The sequence below is a fragment of the Marmoricola sp. URHA0025 HA25 genome, from assembly GCF_054059435.1.
On sequence record NZ_JBSSCD010000001.1, the window covers coordinates 2459666 to 2475249 of the forward strand.

11 protein-coding genes are annotated in these 15584 nt (G+C 70.3%); 2 read left to right on the top strand and 9 right to left on the bottom strand.

The features are described 5' to 3' along the window. Positions 1-54 precede the first annotated feature (54 nt). The 3 genes from ACVW00_RS12120 to ACVW00_RS12130 are packed head-to-tail and all read right to left on the bottom strand — an operon-like array spanning position 55 to position 6594. The gene (locus tag ACVW00_RS12120) at positions 55-1794 is read right to left on the bottom strand and encodes a hypothetical protein (protein ID WP_457111152.1); all 1740 of its coding nucleotides are present in this window, start codon (positions 1792-1794) and stop codon (positions 55-57) included. Next, positions 1781-5803 (bottom strand): alpha-(1->3)-arabinofuranosyltransferase domain-containing protein, encoded by a 4023-nt coding sequence (locus ACVW00_RS12125; protein WP_457111153.1) that lies wholly within the window; start codon positions 5801-5803, stop codon positions 1781-1783. The genes ACVW00_RS12120 and ACVW00_RS12125 overlap by 14 nt, the downstream gene beginning before the upstream one ends. A gap of 56 nt (positions 5804-5859) precedes the next feature. Beyond that, positions 5860-6594, bottom strand: coding sequence for a methyltransferase domain-containing protein (locus ACVW00_RS12130; protein WP_457111154.1), 735 nt, complete (start codon positions 6592-6594; stop codon positions 5860-5862). 65 nt (positions 6595-6659) lie between these two features. On the opposite strand from ACVW00_RS12130, the gene ACVW00_RS12135 reads away from it, so the two are divergent. Next, positions 6660-7910 carry a lipopolysaccharide biosynthesis protein gene (locus ACVW00_RS12135; RefSeq protein ID WP_457111155.1) on the top strand — a complete coding sequence of 417 codons (1251 nt, stop codon included), beginning with the start codon at positions 6660-6662 and terminating at the stop codon, positions 7908-7910. 11 nt (positions 7911-7921) lie between these two features. Here ACVW00_RS12135 and polA read toward each other — a convergent pair whose 3' ends face one another. Next, positions 7922-10621: a DNA polymerase I gene (gene polA / locus ACVW00_RS12140; RefSeq protein ID WP_457111156.1), complete on the bottom strand. Its 2700-nt coding sequence runs from the start codon at positions 10619-10621 to the stop codon at positions 7922-7924. Positions 10622-10685: 64 nt separating this feature from the next. Between polA and ACVW00_RS12145 the strand changes: the two genes are divergently transcribed. Then, positions 10686-11114: a PaaI family thioesterase gene (locus ACVW00_RS12145; protein ID WP_457111157.1), complete on the top strand. Its 429-nt coding sequence runs from the start codon at positions 10686-10688 to the stop codon at positions 11112-11114. 3 nt (positions 11115-11117) lie between these two features. Here ACVW00_RS12145 and ACVW00_RS12150 read toward each other — a convergent pair whose 3' ends face one another. The 5 genes from ACVW00_RS12150 to ACVW00_RS12170 all read right to left on the bottom strand — a co-directional run bounded on the left by ACVW00_RS12150 (position 11118) and on the right by ACVW00_RS12170 (position 15582). Next, positions 11118-11711 (bottom strand): N-acetyltransferase family protein, encoded by a 594-nt coding sequence (locus ACVW00_RS12150; RefSeq protein ID WP_457111158.1) that lies wholly within the window; start codon positions 11709-11711, stop codon positions 11118-11120. A 141-nt stretch (positions 11712-11852) separates the two neighbouring features. Beyond that, the gene (locus ACVW00_RS12155; protein ID WP_457111159.1) at positions 11853-12572 is read right to left on the bottom strand and encodes an ABC transporter ATP-binding protein; all 720 of its coding nucleotides are present in this window, start codon (positions 12570-12572) and stop codon (positions 11853-11855) included. Beyond that, positions 12562-13359, bottom strand: coding sequence for an ABC transporter ATP-binding protein (locus tag ACVW00_RS12160; protein ID WP_457111160.1), 798 nt, complete (start codon positions 13357-13359; stop codon positions 12562-12564). Before ACVW00_RS12160 ends, ACVW00_RS12155 begins: the two co-directional genes overlap by 11 nt. Next, on the bottom strand, positions 13352-14569 hold the full coding sequence (locus tag ACVW00_RS12165) for a branched-chain amino acid ABC transporter permease (RefSeq protein ID WP_457111161.1): 1218 nt from the start codon (positions 14567-14569) through the stop codon (positions 13352-13354). The genes ACVW00_RS12160 and ACVW00_RS12165 overlap by 8 nt, the downstream gene beginning before the upstream one ends. Then, complete coding sequence (locus ACVW00_RS12170; protein ID WP_457111162.1) at positions 14566-15582, bottom strand: branched-chain amino acid ABC transporter permease; 1017 nt, start codon at positions 15580-15582, stop codon at positions 14566-14568. Before ACVW00_RS12170 ends, ACVW00_RS12165 begins: the two co-directional genes overlap by 4 nt. Between the last annotated feature and the right edge of the window lie 2 nt (positions 15583-15584).

The window sequence follows — 15584 nt, forward strand, 5'->3', positions numbered from 1 at the left end:
ACTCCCTCCCTGCGTTCCCCTCCCAAGGAAGCGCGTGACGGACGTTACACCGAATTACCGACGAGTACGGACAAACAGCCCTCCGAGTTGCAGAACTGAAACAATCCCCACGAATCCGGCGACAACGTCTCCTGCCACGACGATCCAGCGCGGCGGGCCCGGTCGCAAGGGGCCAAGGTCCCGTGTGGGAGCACCGAGGTCGACGAGCCTGAGCCAGTGCCCGTCGAAGGCCGTCGCACCGACAGGGACGTCGTCCTCGGCGACACCGTTGCCCTTCTCCACGAGCACCCACCGGACGCCCAGCTCTCGCAGTGCCCGCGACCGATCAGCAGCGTGCAGCGCGTCTCCGATCTCGAGCAGGAACGGGTCCTCACCCGGCACCACGTCGTGGCGCAGGAAGTGGCGATCGTCGATGAGCACGTCACCGGGCAGGAATCGGGGCGCTGGGTCGAGCACGGCGTGGTAGCCGTTCCAGCCGTAGCCGCGATAGCTGCCGGTCCACGGCAGCACCACGGTGGCGCCGTGCCCTGACGCCACTGCGCCGGCGACCCGTGACCAGTCGCCGGGATACGACACCGGCTCGAGGGCACCGGCCAGCCCCCAGGCCAACGAGGGCAGCAGCACCACGGGGGCGATCAGCAGGAGGGCTGCGATCGCGCCTCGACCGGTGCGATCCTGTCCCGCGCGAGCGCCCTCGCTCGCGCCCGCGCTCGCGCTCGCGACCAGTCGGTCCACGAGAGCTGCCGCGCCGACGGCGAGCACCAGGCCGAACGGTGCCAGGTAGCGGTGGGAGTCGCGCAGGAGCCCGAGCGCGGTCCAGTCCACCGACATCGTGCCCAGCGCGTGTCCCACCGGTCCGATCGCCGGCACGATCGCAAGGACCAGCGACGCGCCGCCGGCGGCGGCGACGCCCCTGGTCGTGGCGCGACCGAGCGCGGACTCGGCGTACCGGAAGGCAACGATGAAGGCCACGGCGAGTGCGGTCGCGGCGCCCACGACCACCACGTGGGTCCGCTCGGGCGGGATGATCGAGGTCTTCCAGATGCCACCCATCGACAGCAGGCTGACCAGCGTGCCGAGCGAGGACTCACCTCGCGCGGCGAAGTCGCCGAACTGGGCGCTCGACGCGTGGAGGTCAGGTCCCAGCACGGCCGGCAGGATCCACGGCAGATTGGCAGCGACGGCGAGGCCGCAGAGCGCGGTGATCTTGCGAAGGGCGGACCGCCCGGCGCCGACCACGGCCACGCCCACGATGACCCCGACGATGCCGACAGAGGGTGCGCACACAGCACTGAGCACCAGCAGGAGCGCTGTCGCGGGCCAGCCGCCGCGCTGTCCCTCGCGCGCCCGCGCAGCAGCCATGACCAGCCAGGGAAGGAGCGCGTAGCCGAGGACGGTGGCCCACTGGCCGATCGCGAGGCGCTCGTCCACCCACGGGTTCCAGAGGAAGACGACGACGGCCGCCAGCTGACCGGATGCACGCATCCCGCGAACGAGCCGCGCGATTCCGAGCCCACCTCCCAGGAACGCCGCGGTGAGCAGGAGGCGCTGCAGGAGCGCCCCGGGGATCACGTTGTCGACGAAGGACACCAGCGCATCCATCGGCACGGCCCGCGGGACCGACCCGTCGAGGCCGAGGAAGGCCGGCTTCCAGGGTTGGTCGGGGACGAACACCATGTCGCCGCGCAGCGCGATGCCGCCGCGCACGTACAGGGGGCCGAGCACCACAGTCGTCACGACGAGCACGGCCAGCCAAGCAGGCCACCGTGCCCGCCCCGAGTCAGGCGCGCTCATCCCGTACCCCGACGAGGCCGACCCCCAGTGCGAGGACCGCTCCCGTCCCCGCGAGTACGTCCGCGACATCGGGCGGGAACCCCCGACCGTGGGCGATGAAGGTCCCGGCCGTGACCAAGGCGCCCGCGGCCACGAGCAACCCTGCGCCGACCACCTTGTACCGCCTGGCGCCAGGAAGGAGGGCGATCAGCACGCCGGCGAGTCCGGGCAACCCGGCGAAGATCCACGCGGCGACCGGCAGGACCACGCGTGGCAGCCGTCCTGCCGAGCGGCGGCGTCCACGACTGCGGACGACGACCCGCGGCTCGGCCCCCGGCGCCGGACGGGTGCGGATCGCCACGAACAGAGCGACCAGCATCAGGCCGCCGGCGACGACCGCGCCTCCGACCAGGCCGATGAGGTAGGTCCGCTGGGGGCTGTAGCGGATCGACACGCGGCCACCGGCGCCGGCGGGGATCAGCCACCCCTGGGCCCACCCGTCGATTCGCTGCGGCTGGAGGGTCTTCCCGTCCAGCGAGGCAGTCCAGCCCCTGTTCCAGTTCCCACGGGTGACCAGGAGCGCCTCGTTCCCGGGGCCGACCTCCGCTCGCCGGGTGGTGGCGGTCTGCTCCAGCAGTCGCAGTGACCGCGAGGGCCTCGTGGCGGCACTGCTGTCGACGAACGCGCCCGGCTCCGCGAGCACCACCCGGACCGGCTGGAACTGCGGGGTCGAGGCGACCCGGACCCGGTGGGGGCCGCCGGAGATCCGGACCGGCTCGCCACACAGGGAGAACGACAGCGGACCGGAGCTCGCCACGTCGCCGACCAGTCCGTCCACACGGGTGGGGTGGCGTCGCCCGTCGACGTACACCTCGGGTCCGAAGCCGCAGAACGCACCCGTCGTGGCGGCGCCGTCGAGCGGAATCGCCGTGGCTGCAGGACCGAGGCGCAGATCTCCGACACCGATGGGCCGGCCGTTCCGTGTCGGGTTGTGGAAGGTGACCTCGACGTGCCTGGTCACCAGCCGCTTGAACGTGCCGAAACCGCCCAGGTCGACGACCCGGGTGCGGTGTCCGGCGACCAGCGTCGCCGATGCCGGCGCGACGCCCGGGGCCGACGGGGCGGCGACGGCGATGTGGTCGATGCGCCGCGGCTTCTCGAAGTCCACGACGAGCGTCGGGCTCGTGTCACCCGGGCTGGCGATCCAGGACGTGGTCGGCGTGCCGTCGTAGGCCATCCGCGCCGACACCGTCGGATCGTCGAAGTAGGTCGACGACGCGTGCATCGTGACCGCGCCACCGAAAGGGTCGAGGAGCGTCTGCGTCGCTGGATCGGCACGCGCCACGACAGTGCCCGTCACCGAGAACGTGCCGGCGCGGTCGAGCGTCACCTCCCGATCGATTCCCGCGGACTCCTCCGCCGGCCGGTACCGGTAGGGGTCGCAGTCCGGCGCGACGAGCGTCGGGACGCATGGACGCGACTCAGGGGTGCTCCGGAACAGGTACGCCGTCGGCGCCACGGTGTGCACCGGTGGGACCACGAGGCTGCGTTCGACGGGAAGCCCGGTCGCCGAGATCTCCCGGATCGAGACCTGCGTGCGAGTGTTCTTCCCGACCGCCGCGACCCGGATCCGCAGGGACTTGCCGCGCGCCCCTTGCAGGTTCGCGGTCGCCCGGCCCGTGGAGGGGTCGACACGAGCCGTCACCGACCGGCCGGCCGCCGACACCTGCCAACGCAGCACTCCGTCGCCGGAGGGATCAGCGTCGGACTGGATGTCCACCTCGCCGAAACGCTGGGTGCCGTCGTACCGCACGGAGAGCCACTGTCCCAGCGGTCGGCTGGGAAACGCGGTGGTCCAGCCGGTCTTCGGATCCCCGTCGACGGCCGCGAAGGGTGCGGTCTCAGGGCGTATCTGACCCAGGCTCTGCGGATATGCCTGCGACGTCGACGCGTCGACGTACCGGATCCCGTGGTAGCGAGCGACCACCGGACGCGCGCCCGGCGAGCCGGGGTAGTTCTCGACCCGCCGGACCGCGTGTCGCGGTTGCCCACGCGCAAGAACTGCGCCCTCGGCGGCGTGGACACGTCCGAACTGCCGCACCCTCATCTGATAGCCGTCTCCCACGACCTGTGCCTTGCGAGTCCAGCCCGAGTCACCTGCGACGATCGTCGCGTCCTCCTCCCCGACGAGGGAGGACCCGACGGCGTTGAGGACGTCCGCAGGCCCCGATGAGACCGTACGGGCCGATGCGGCTGATGCGACGGTGAGGTCGCCGCCGGTCGTCCGGCTTCGCGAGGTCACCTCGAAGACCTCGATGGCCGGGCCGAAGTCGAGCGCACCGAAGGTGGCAACCCGGCGGATCCCGCTCGACCGTGCGAGCGCGATCGACACCACGCTGCTCGGCGGTGGATCTCCCAGCTCGGGATCAAGGTCGTGGCGCAGCAGCACGAACCCGAGCCCCAGCCGGTGCAACATCGCCCCGAGCTCGGCCGATCCGGAGCCCGTGTCGAGCACGTCCTCGAGGTTCGACAGCATCCTGATCGTCTCGGGTGGCACGAGGGGGACCTGCGACCGGGTGACCCAGGGAGAGTGCGCCACCATCGACATCGGCTCGTCCATCGTCCAGCCCCACGTCTGGATGCCGAACCCGCTCCCGGGCACCACCCACGCGGCGTTCTGGCCCCGCTGCTGTGCGAGGAAGTCAGCTGCCTGCGACCAGTACGACGGGAGGGACTTCCAGCCTGGCGTCCGCAGGTTGAGGGCGAGGACGGGCTGCGCGGCCACGACGACGAGCAGGCAGGCGCCGGCTGCGGCGACGCGGACCAGTCCCGGGCGCACGCGATGTCGGCTGTCGCGGAGTCGTACGGCCAGCGCCGCGAGCTGGCCGAGCGCAACCCCGAAGCCGACGGCAAGCGGAAGACGCATCATCGGATCGGCCTTGGACACGTTGCGCAACAACGCCAGGGGGTGGTCGAGGACGGACTGCACCGCTGGTGCGAGCGGGCTCTGGATCCACGTGGAGGAGGTGTGCCCGACGGTGAGGCAGACCAGGCCGAGGGCTGCGCTCACGACGAAGGGCGTTCGCCAGGGACTTCGGAAGTTCGCGAGCCCGACGAGCGACATCGCCACCACGAGCGCCGTCGTGACCACCAGCACGGGGTTGTAGTCCAGCGTCCATGCGGCGGGCCAGGTCTTCTCGGCGCCCGTGGTCAGGTAGCCGACCCAGTTGCTGGCGCCGCGCAGGCCGGCATCGAACCCGGTGGTCGCAGTGGTGTTCCGGGAGTCCTCGACGTAGTCGAAGAACCGAGGAGAGTAGGAGTTCAGCTCCAGCAGCGAGAACACCCACCATGCGCTGACCAGAGCTGTGCATCCCGACCACCAGCCGAGAAGGGACCAGCGGGCCAGACCGCTTCGACAGCCCCACCAGATGGTGATGACCACCAGGGGCAGGCCCCCGACGGTCGCGGTCCCGTTGACTGCGCCGCTGAAGGCGAAGGCGGCCGCCGAGAGGAGCGCTCCGACGCGCGGGGTCACCCGCCCGCGCAGCACCCACAGCACGGGGAGCAGGACCCACGGCAACACCGCCTCGGGCAGCATCTCAGCGCTGCGCACTCCGATCTCGCTGATGACCCGTGCGTTGAGCCCGTAGGCGAGCCCCGCGACCACGGCGGGCCACGCGCCGATGCCGAGCTGCCGACAGACCAGCCGCGCACCCTCGCACGCGACCACGACGACGAGCCACGACCACAGCCGCTCGGTGACCCAGGCCGGCACGTGGACCGCCTGGAGACCGGCGAAGAACGGCCCCATCGGGAACAGGTAGCCGTACGCCTGGTTCTGCAGCTCGCCCAGCGACGTCTGGGGGTTCCACAACGAGAACGTGCTGCGCAGCAGCTCCCCCGGCGCGTCGAGGAGAGCGGCCTTCGTGTCCGAGGTCGTCTGTCCGGCCTTCTCGAACATCATCGCGACCAGCAGCACGCCGTACGCCGCGGCCGAGGCCAGACGGGTGCCGACGTGGAGTGCGCGCATGTCCGCAGTCACGTTACCCAGTCGCCGGGGCATTCCGGTCGGGCGCCACACGGGGGTCACAGATCGATGACGAGGTACGCGCGCGACGTGTCCCGCGAGCTCGTCGACCCGAAGCCCGGGCGGCGCAGGTATGCCCTCAGCACGAACCGCAGCAGCGCCCGCACGTCCCGCCTGTGCTTCGCGCGCATCGCGTCGAGGAACGCCGCGTCTCCGGCGACGATGCCCTCCTGGAACAGCCACGACTGGCGCGCGTCCGGCGCGGCCGCGCGGACCATCGCCCGGACCTGCTCCTCTCGCGGCAGTCCGTAGCGGAGGTGTTCCTCGAGGAAGTCCAGGCTCAGCCCCAGCTCGGCTCGGAGCTGGGCCTGCAACCGTCTTTCAGCGGCGTCCTTCTCCGTCGAGCCCAGCGGCCAGCACAGCACTACCCTCCGCCGGCTCACCCGGATCAGCTCGGCGACGTGCGCCGCACGGCCACCGGAAGGCACGTGCTCGAGGACGTCCGTGCTGAGCACCACGTCGAACGCACCGTCGGGGAACGGGAGTGACTCGCCGGAAGCGAGGACCACGTCAGCTGGAGGCTCGACGTTGACGCTGGTCACCTCGGCGGGCCGGAGCAGGCTGGCCATCTGGCGACCGCGCCCCCCGACGTCCAGGACGCGCACGGCGTCCTGGGGGACCTGCGCCGCAGTCAGGGTCATCCGGCGCCACTGGTCGGGCTGCCACCGCAACAGCGCCAGCGCCTTCGCGACCCGGAATCGGCTGCTGCGCCGAACCGCGACGGGTGCCGACACCCTGGCCTCCTGTCCGACTCGGCCCTGTCCGGCTCGCCGAGCGAGACCACCATAGGGTGTCCTGCATGACCGTGCGGCCGAACACCGAGGCGCGCCCGAGCCCGTTGCGCCGCCCCGGCGCCATCGCCGTCGCGATGGCAGTGATGAACCTGTCGGTCTACGGGTTCACGATCGTGGCCGCCCACCTGCTCGGCCCGCGCTCGTACGGCGCCCTGGCCTCACTGCTCGCGACGCTCCTCGTGATCGGCGTGCTGCAGCTGAGCCTGCAGGCCACGGCAGCGCGTCGCATCTCCGCCGATCCCGAGCACGTGGCGCAGATCGAGAAGACGGTCCTGGGAGTCACCTATCGGGCGTCCCTGGCGATCGGGCTGGTCCTGCTCCTGCTGACGCCCCTGGTCAACCGGGTGCTCAAGCTCGACAGCCTCACCACCGCTGCCCTGGTCGCGGTCACCGCCGTCCCGATGACGATGATGGGCGGCCAGGCCGGCGTGCTCCAGGGCGAGCGCCGCTGGTGGCCCCTCGCCGTCATGTACGTCGCGAGCGGGGTGCCGCGGCTGGTCATCGGCACTGCGCTCATCGCGTGGCGTCCGAACGAGACCAGCGCGATGCTCGGCGTCGCTCTCGGCGCGGTGCCTCCCGTCATCCTCGGCTGGTGGGCGCTGCGCCGCGAGCGGGTCCCCGGGGTCACCAGCGAGAAGCACGGCTTCCGACTGGTGCTCAAGGAGGCGGTGCACAACTCCCAGGCGCTGCTCGCGTTCTTCGCCCTGTCCAACGCCGACGTGATCGTCGCCCGCAACGTCCTGCCCGAGCACGACGCCGGCCTCTACGCCGGCGGCCTGATCCTGGCCAAGGCGGTGCTGTTCCTGCCGCAATTCGTCATCGTCGTCGCGTTCCCGGCGATGTCGACCGCCGACGAGCGCCGCAGCGCGCTCACCCGGAGCCTGGCGCTGGTGGGCGGCCTCGGAGTCTGCGCGACGCTCGGCGCCCTGCTGCTCAAGGACCTCGCGCTGGTCTTCGTCGGCGGCGACCAGTACCACGAGATCGCCTCGACCCTGTGGGTGTTCGCGGTCCTCGGCACTGCGCTGTCGATGCTGCAGCTCCTCGTGTACTCCGTCCTCGCCCGCCAGGGCCGACGCCCGGTGTACCTGGTGTGGGCAGCGTTCCTGACCGTCGTCGGAGTCGGCAACTTCGTCACGTCGCTGCACGCCCTGGTCACGCTCGTGGTCGCCACGGACCTCGTGCTGTTCGCGCTCCTGCTGGCCCTGAGCCTGTACACGTTGCCGCGAGCAGCAGCCGCCGATCCCGGGCGCTCATAGCTCCAGGCTTCCTAGTGCGCCGCCTCGTGCCAGCTGCGGCCGGTGCCGACCGAGACGTCCAGCGGCACGGTGAGGTCGGCGGCCGCGGCCATCTGCTCGCGGACCAGGGACTCCAGCGCCGCGCGCTCCCCCGCCGCCACCTCGAACACGAGCTCGTCGTGGACCTGCAGCAGCATCCGTGAGGCCAGCCCCGCCTTGCGCAGGGCCCGGTCGACGTTGAGCATCGCGACCTTGATGATGTCGGCGGCCGATCCCTGGATCGGCGCGTTCAGCGCCATCCGCTCGGCCATCTCGCGACGCTGCCGGTTGTCGCTGGTCAGGTCCGGGAGGTAGCGGCGACGACCCATGATCGTCTCGGTGAAACCGGTGCGGCGGGCCTCGTCGACCACGCCGGCCAGGTAGTCGCGGATGCCGCCGAAGGTCTCGAAGTACTCCTCCATGAGTGCCCGTGCCTCGCCGGTGTCGATCTTGAGCTGCTGCGAGAGCCCGAAGGCGGACAGGCCGTAGGCAAGGCCGTAGTTCATCGCCTTGATCTTCGCGCGCATCTCGCCGGTGACCGCCGACGGGTCGACCCCGAAGACCCGGGCCGCGGTGACCTGGTGGAAGTCGCGGCCAGAGTTGAACGCCTCGATCAGGCCGGTGTCCTCGGAGAGGTCGGCCATGATCCGCATCTCGATCTGGCTGTAGTCGGCGGTGAGCAGCTCGTCGTAGGCCTGACCGTCGATCGGCGACCCGACCACGAAGCCCTGCCGGATCCGGCGGCCCTCCTCGGTGCGGACCGGGATGTTCTGCAGGTTGGGCTCGGTGCTGGACAAGCGGCCGGTGGCGGCGATCAGCTGGTTGAACGTCGTGTGGATCCGGCCGTCGGGCGCGACCGTCTTGAGCAGGCCCTGCACGGTCTGGCGCAGCCGGATGACGTCGCGGTGCCGCAGCAGGTGGAGCAGGAAGGGGTGCTCGGTCTTGACGAAGAGGTCCTGGAGCGCGTCGGCGTCGGTGGTGTAGCCAGTCTTGGTCCGCTTCGTCTTGGGCATCCCGAGCTCGTCGAAGAGCACCTCCTGGAGCTGCTTGGGCGAGCCCAGGTTGATCTCGCGCCCGATGACCTCGTAGGCGTCGTCGGCCGCCTCGCGCACCCCCTCGGCGAACTCCGCCTCCAGGCCGGTCAGCAGGTCCTGGTCGACCGCGATGCCGACCTGCTCCATGCCGACGAGCACCTCGACCAGGGGCAGCTCGATGTCGGAGAGGAGCCGGGCGCCGCCACGCTCGCCGAGCTCGGTCTCGAGGGCCTCAGCGAGGTCGACGACCGCACGGGCGTGCAGCATGGCGGTCTCGCCCACCTCGTCCCCGGTCTCGAAGAGAAGGCCCTGGTCCTCGGCGGCCTCCTGCTTGAGCTCGCGCTTGAGGTGGCGAAGCGTGAGGTCGGCCAGCGCGTAGGACCGCTGGTCCGGGGCCACCAGGTAGGCCATCATCGCGGTGTCGGTGGCCAGCCCGGCGACCATCCAGCCGTGCGCGCGGAGCGCCAGGAGCGGGCCGTTGGCGTCGTGGACGATCTTGGGCCGGTCGGGGTCGGCCAGCCAGCTCGCCAGCGCGGCGTCGTCCTGCGGGGTGAGCCCGGTGGCGTCGACGTACGCCGCCTCGCCGTCGGCCCGGGCGAACGCCAGCCCGTCGACCCGGCCGGTGCCCGACGCCCAGCTGCCGCGGATGTGCAGGCCCACGGGATCGGTGCCCAGGCCGGCGAGCCAGTCGGCCAGCTCGCCCGGCCCGAGGGTGCGCCCCGCCAGGTCGAAGCCCGCCTCGACGAGCGGCTCCTCCGCCGGCGCCATCGTGTCGAGGATGCGGGTGCGGAGCTCACCGCGGAACTCCAGCTCGTCCAGGAGCTCGAGGGCGGCCTGGCGGTCCCACTCGACCAGGCCGAGGTCGATGGGCGCGAGCTCCAGCGGCAGGTCGCACACCAGTGCGTTGAGCCGTCGGTTGCGGATCACGTCGTCGAGGTGCTCGCGCAGCGACTCACCCTTCTTCCCGGTGATCTCGTCGGCGTGGGCGATGACGTTGTCGAGTCCGTCGTACTGGTTGAGCCACTTGGCGGCGAACCCCGCGCCGACGCCGGGGACCCCCGGAAGGTTGTCGGAGGTCTCGCCCACGATCGCGGCGAGCTCGGGGTAGCGGGCCGGGGGCACGCCGTACTTCGCCTCGACCGCCGCCGGCGTCATCCGGGCGAGGTCGGAGACGCCGCGCATGGGGTAGAGGACGGTGGAGTCCTCGGTGACGAGCTGGAGGGAGTCGCGGTCGCCGGTGAGGATCAGCACCTCCATGCCGGCGTCCAGGGCCTGCGTTGCCAGCGTGGCGATGATGTCGTCGGCCTCGTAGCCGGCGTAGGTCAGGTGCCGGATGCGGAAGGCGTCCAGCAGCCGCTGGATCAACGGCAGCTGACTGCTGAACTCGTCGGGCGTCTTGTTGCGCTTCGCCTTGTACTCGGAGTACTGCTCGAGCCGGAACGTCTGCCGCGACAGGTCGAAGGCGACGCCGACGTGGGTCGGCCGCTCGTCACGCAGGACGTTGACCAGCATCGAGGTGAAGCCGTACGCCGCATTGGTGTGCTGTCCGGTGATCGTGGAGAAGTTCTCGACCGGCAGCGCGAAGAAGGCGCGATAGGCCAGTGAGTGGCCGTCCAGGAGCAACAGGCGAGGGCGGTCGGCAGCGGTCTCAGCGGGCACGTCCCGACCCTAATGGGTCGCCCCGACAACCGCGCCGTCGTCCCCAGCGGGGAGGATGAGGCCCATGAGCGACGACTACGACCTCGACGAGTTCCTGTCCAGGATGCCCCAGGGCATGGGTGCGCTGAACGAGAAGCTGGGCATCGAGCTGCTCGAGATCTCCCCCGAGCGCGTGGTGGCGACGATGCCCGTCGAGGGCAACACCCAGCCGTACGGTCTCCTGCACGGAGGCGCGTCCGTGGCGCTCGCCGAGACCCTCGGCTCCATCGGCTCCGCGCTGCACGCGCTGCCCGACAAGCTCTCGGTCGGCGTGGACATCAACGCCACCCACCACCGCGCGGCCACGAGCGGCACGGTGACCGGCACCGCCACCGCGATCCACCTCGGCCGCAGCTCCGCGGCGTACGAGGTGGTGATCACCGACGAGGACGGCCGGCGCGTCTGCACGTCGCGGATCACCTGTGCGCTGATTCCCGCGCAGAAGTTCAGCTGAGCTCTACTCCTGGGTCTCGCCGAGCGGTGCCTGCCCCAGGCGACGCTGGATCGAGCGACGCTGGGCGAGCACGCGACCGAGCTGGCGCCGGGCGTCGTGGGTGCGGATCGGCTCGGGGCTGAGCTTGCGGCGTACCGTCGCCGTCGTCGCGATCCGCAGCGTGGCAGCGGTGCCCAGGCCGAGACGGGCGAGGAAGCGGTTGGTGTCGCGCGAGCTGCTGTTGGTGATTGCGGTGACGTGGGTGACGTCCTTCTCCTCCGCCCAGGAGAGCGCGGCGTCGAGGAGGGCGCGGGCGTAGCCGCGCCGCCTGTGGTCGGGGTGCACCTGGAGGAACGAGGTGTGCACGGCCGTCTCGGTGTTCAGCGGGCTCAGTGAGGCCCGGCGGAGGTGGACGGTCGCGACCACGTGCCCCTCCGCGAGGCCCACCAGCATCCGCTCGTCCGGGTCGGCAGCGATCTGGGCCAGCGCGCGCTTGGCCTCGTCGACCGGCCTGGGCGTGCTCTCCTCGGCGGTCCGCCGATCCTCCGCCCACAGGCGCAGCAGCTCGGACACGTCCTCAGGACGTGCGTCGCGGATCTCGAGCGCAGAGCGGGACATGGACGGCTCCTCCAACCCCCGTGGTGGTCCGACTGGTCAACGGCGCACACACTACGCCGCCGTAGGGTGCCGGGGTAAGCCCCCAGCTAGCACCGATGTGAGCGTGCTCATGGATCGGCACGAACCGACGTTTCGACCCGCTCAGACATCGCCGCCCAGGTACGCCGCCTTCACCGACTCGTCGCCGGCGAGCTCGTGGCCGGTGCCCGACCGGACGATCTCGCCGGTCTCGAGGATGTGGGCGTTGTCGGCCCGTTTGAGCGCCTGGGCGGCGTTCTGCTCGACCAGCAGGACCGTGGTGCCCTGCTCGTTGATCTCGGTGATGATGTCGAAGATCTGCTTGATCAGCTTCGGCGCGAGCCCCATCGACGGCTCGTCGAGCAGCAGCAGGCGCGGCTTCGCCATCAGCGCGCGGCCGATCGCCAGCATCTGCTGCTCGCCACCGGACATGCTGCCGGCCGCCTGCCGCTCGCGCTCCTTGAGCCGTGGGAACAGGTCGAAGACCCGGTCCAGGTCGGACCGGTACGCCGGCGACTTGCGGTCCTTGCGCACGAACGCGCCCATGTCGAGGTTCTCGAGCACGGTCATGCCCGGGAAGCAGCCGCGTCCCTCCGGGGACTGGCTGATGCCCAGCAGCACGCGTTCGTACGGCGGCGCGTGGGTGATGTCCTTGCCGTCGAACCGGACCGCACCGGCACGCACCTTGCGCAGACCGGAGAGCGTCTTGAGCGTGGTGGTCTTGCCGGCACCGTTCGCCCCGATCAGCGAGGTGACCGTGCCCTCCTCCACGCTGAAGCTGATGTCGCGGATCGCCTCGATGTGGCCGTAGTTGACGCAGAGGCCGTCGACCTCAAGAAGCATCTTCTTCCTCGACTCCCAGATAGGCGGCGATCACGGCAGGGTTGTCGCGGATCTCGGCGGGCACTCCCTCGGCGATCTTCCGTCCGAACTCGAGGACGACGATCCGGTCCGTCACCCCCATGACGAGCCGCATGTCGTGCTCGATGAGCAGCACGGTGTAGCCCTGGTCGCGGACCTTGCGGATCAGGTCCATCAGCTTGACCTTCTCGGCCGGGTTGAAGCCTGCGGCCGGCTCGTCGAGGCACAGCAGCTTGGGTCCGGTCGCCATCGCACGCGCGATCTCGAGCCGGCGCTGGTCGCCGTACGAGAGGTTGGCTGCGAGCTCGTCCTGGCGTGCCGTGATCCCGACGATCTTCAACAGCTCCTTGGCCCGCGTGGTCGACTCGTCCTCGGTGTGCCGGTGCCGCGGCGTGCGCAGCAGTGCGTCCCAGAAGCCGACCTTGCTGTGCGCGTCGGCACCGACCATGACGTTCTCCAGCACGGTCATCGACCGGAACAGCCGGATGTTCTGGAAGGTGCGAGCGATGCCGAGCTGGGTGATCTGGTGGCGCTTGAGCTTCGCGAGCGGGGTGCCGTCGAACCGCACCTGCCCCGATGTCGCCTGGTAGACCCCGGTCATCACGTTGAAGCAGGTGGTCTTCCCGGCACCGTTCGGGCCGATCAGCCCGAGGATCTCGCCCTCGCGGATGTCGAAGGTGACCGAGTCCAGGGCGGTCAGGCCTCCGAACTGGATCGTGACGTCGTCCACCTCGAGCAGGCTCCTTGCCTGCGTGACCGGCTCAGTCACTGACGATCCCCTCCCCCTCGAGCTCGTCTATCTCGGCCGCCAGCAGCTTGGCGCGACGGGTGCGGCGCGGTGGCAGCAGACCCTCGGGTCGCCACACCGCCAGGACTGTGAGTGCCAGGCCGAAGACCAGCAGCCGGTAGTCGGAGAACGACCTGAACCGCTCCGGCAGGTAGGCCACCAGCGTCCCTCCGGCCATGGCACCCCACCGGTTGCCGGAGCCCCCGACGATGACCGCCGCGACGAAGAGCATCGAGAGCAGGAGCGGGAAGCTGTCCGGGCTGATGTAGCCGCCCTGGCTGCTGGCGTAGAACGAGCCGGAGAGGCCACCGATGGCCGCACCGAGCGCGAACGCCATCAGCTTGTACTTGAAGGTGTGCACGCCCATCAGCTCGGCGGCGTCCTCGTCCTCGCGGGTGGCCTCCCAGGCCCGGCCGACGCGGCTGGCCTTGACGAGCCGGTCGCCGACGAGGACCAGGATGAGGGCTGTCAGGAGGAGCCAGTAGTACGGGATCGCATCGACGGCGCCGAAGACCAGGAAGTGCGTCTCGTGCACCTTGTCGAGGGACGGCACCCAGCCGTTCCACTTCAGGTGCGGGATGGCGAACAGGCCGCCCGGGTCGAAGGGCGGATCGGGCTTCTTCCCGATCGTGTTCGGGTGCGGGATGTCCTTGATGCCCGCGGAGGCGCCCAGCCACTGCACGTTGTTCACGCAGATCCGGATGATCTCTCCGAACCCGAGCGTGACGATGGCGAGGTAGTCCCCGCGGACGCGAAGTGTCGGGGCGCCGAGGATGACGCCGGTGACCATCGTGACCGCGATCGCGAGCGGTAGTGCCAGGAAGAACGGCCAGTGCCAGTGGTACGTCGTCAGCACGCCTGTCGTGTACGCCCCGACGGCGTAGAACCCGACGTAGCCCAGGTCCAGCAGGCCGGCGTACCCGATGACGATGTTGAGGCCGAGGGCGACCAGCGCAAACGCGGCGACGCTGAACATGACACCGCCGAAGTCGATGCTGTTCGTGGTGATGATCGGCGGCCTGAGCAGCGGCAGCGCGTAGCAGAACAGCACGAACACGAGCACGAGGAGCACCTGCGCCACCCTCGGGAGCGCGTTGTAGCGGTCGACGACGCCGTCCCACCACAGACCCAGCCGCTGAAGCGGGCTGAGCTGGACCTGCGGAGTCGGCGGAGTACCGGTGACCGTGCTCATGCCCGCGCCTTTCCGAGTGCCTCGCCGAGGAGTCCGGACGGTCTGACGAGGAGGATCAGGACGAGCAGCACGAAGGCGACCACGTCCTTCCACTCCGAGCCGAAGACGGCAGAGCCCCAGTTCTCCATGACGCCGAGCAGCAGACCGCCGAGCAGGGCGCCCCGCAGGTTGCCGATGCCTCCCATGACGGCTGCGGTGAAGGCCTTCACGCCGAGGATGAAGCCTGCGTTCTGGCGGGTCGACCCGATCTTGATCATGTAGAGCGTGGCCGCCGCGCCGGCCATCAGCCCGCCCACGAGGAACGTGACCTGCACGACGCGGGTGGAGTTGACCCCCATGAGTGCCGCCGACTCCGGGTCCTGGGCGACGGCCCGGATGCCGCGACCGAACTTCGTGCGGCGGACGAACATGTCCAGGGCGAACATCATGGCGAGCGCCGCAACGATCACGACGAGGTCGACGTCGGTGACGTCGTACCCGCCGATGTGGAACAGGCCGTGCGGCTGGATGCTGACCGGGTTCGAGTACACGTCGCGTGCCTTGTTGGGCGAGACGTAATTGCTGAGGTTGTCGTCGAGGCCCACCCACTTGGCGAACCGGTCACGAAGGCCCATCGCCTCGGCCAGTGCGAACGAGGCGCCGATCGCGGAGATCAGCGCGATCAGCTTCGGGGCGTTCTTGTTGATCAGAGGTCGATAGGCGAAACGTTCGAGGAGCAGGGCTATCGCCGCCGACATGAGCATGGCCGCGACCAGGGCGACCAGCAGTATCGGGAGCGCCCGACCGAGGCTCCAGGAGGCGTCGCCCGTGCCGTGCAGCAGGACGAACGTCCACGCCACGGCAAAGGTCCCGTACATGAAGACCTCGGAGTGGGCGAAGTTGATCAGCTGGAGGACGCCGTACACCATCGTGTAGCCGAGGGCGATGAGCGCGTAGATCGCGCCGAACACCAGCCCCCCGACCGTGAAGTCGAGAAAATTGTTGAAGTTGCCGAACAGCGCGCCGAGGTCCAACG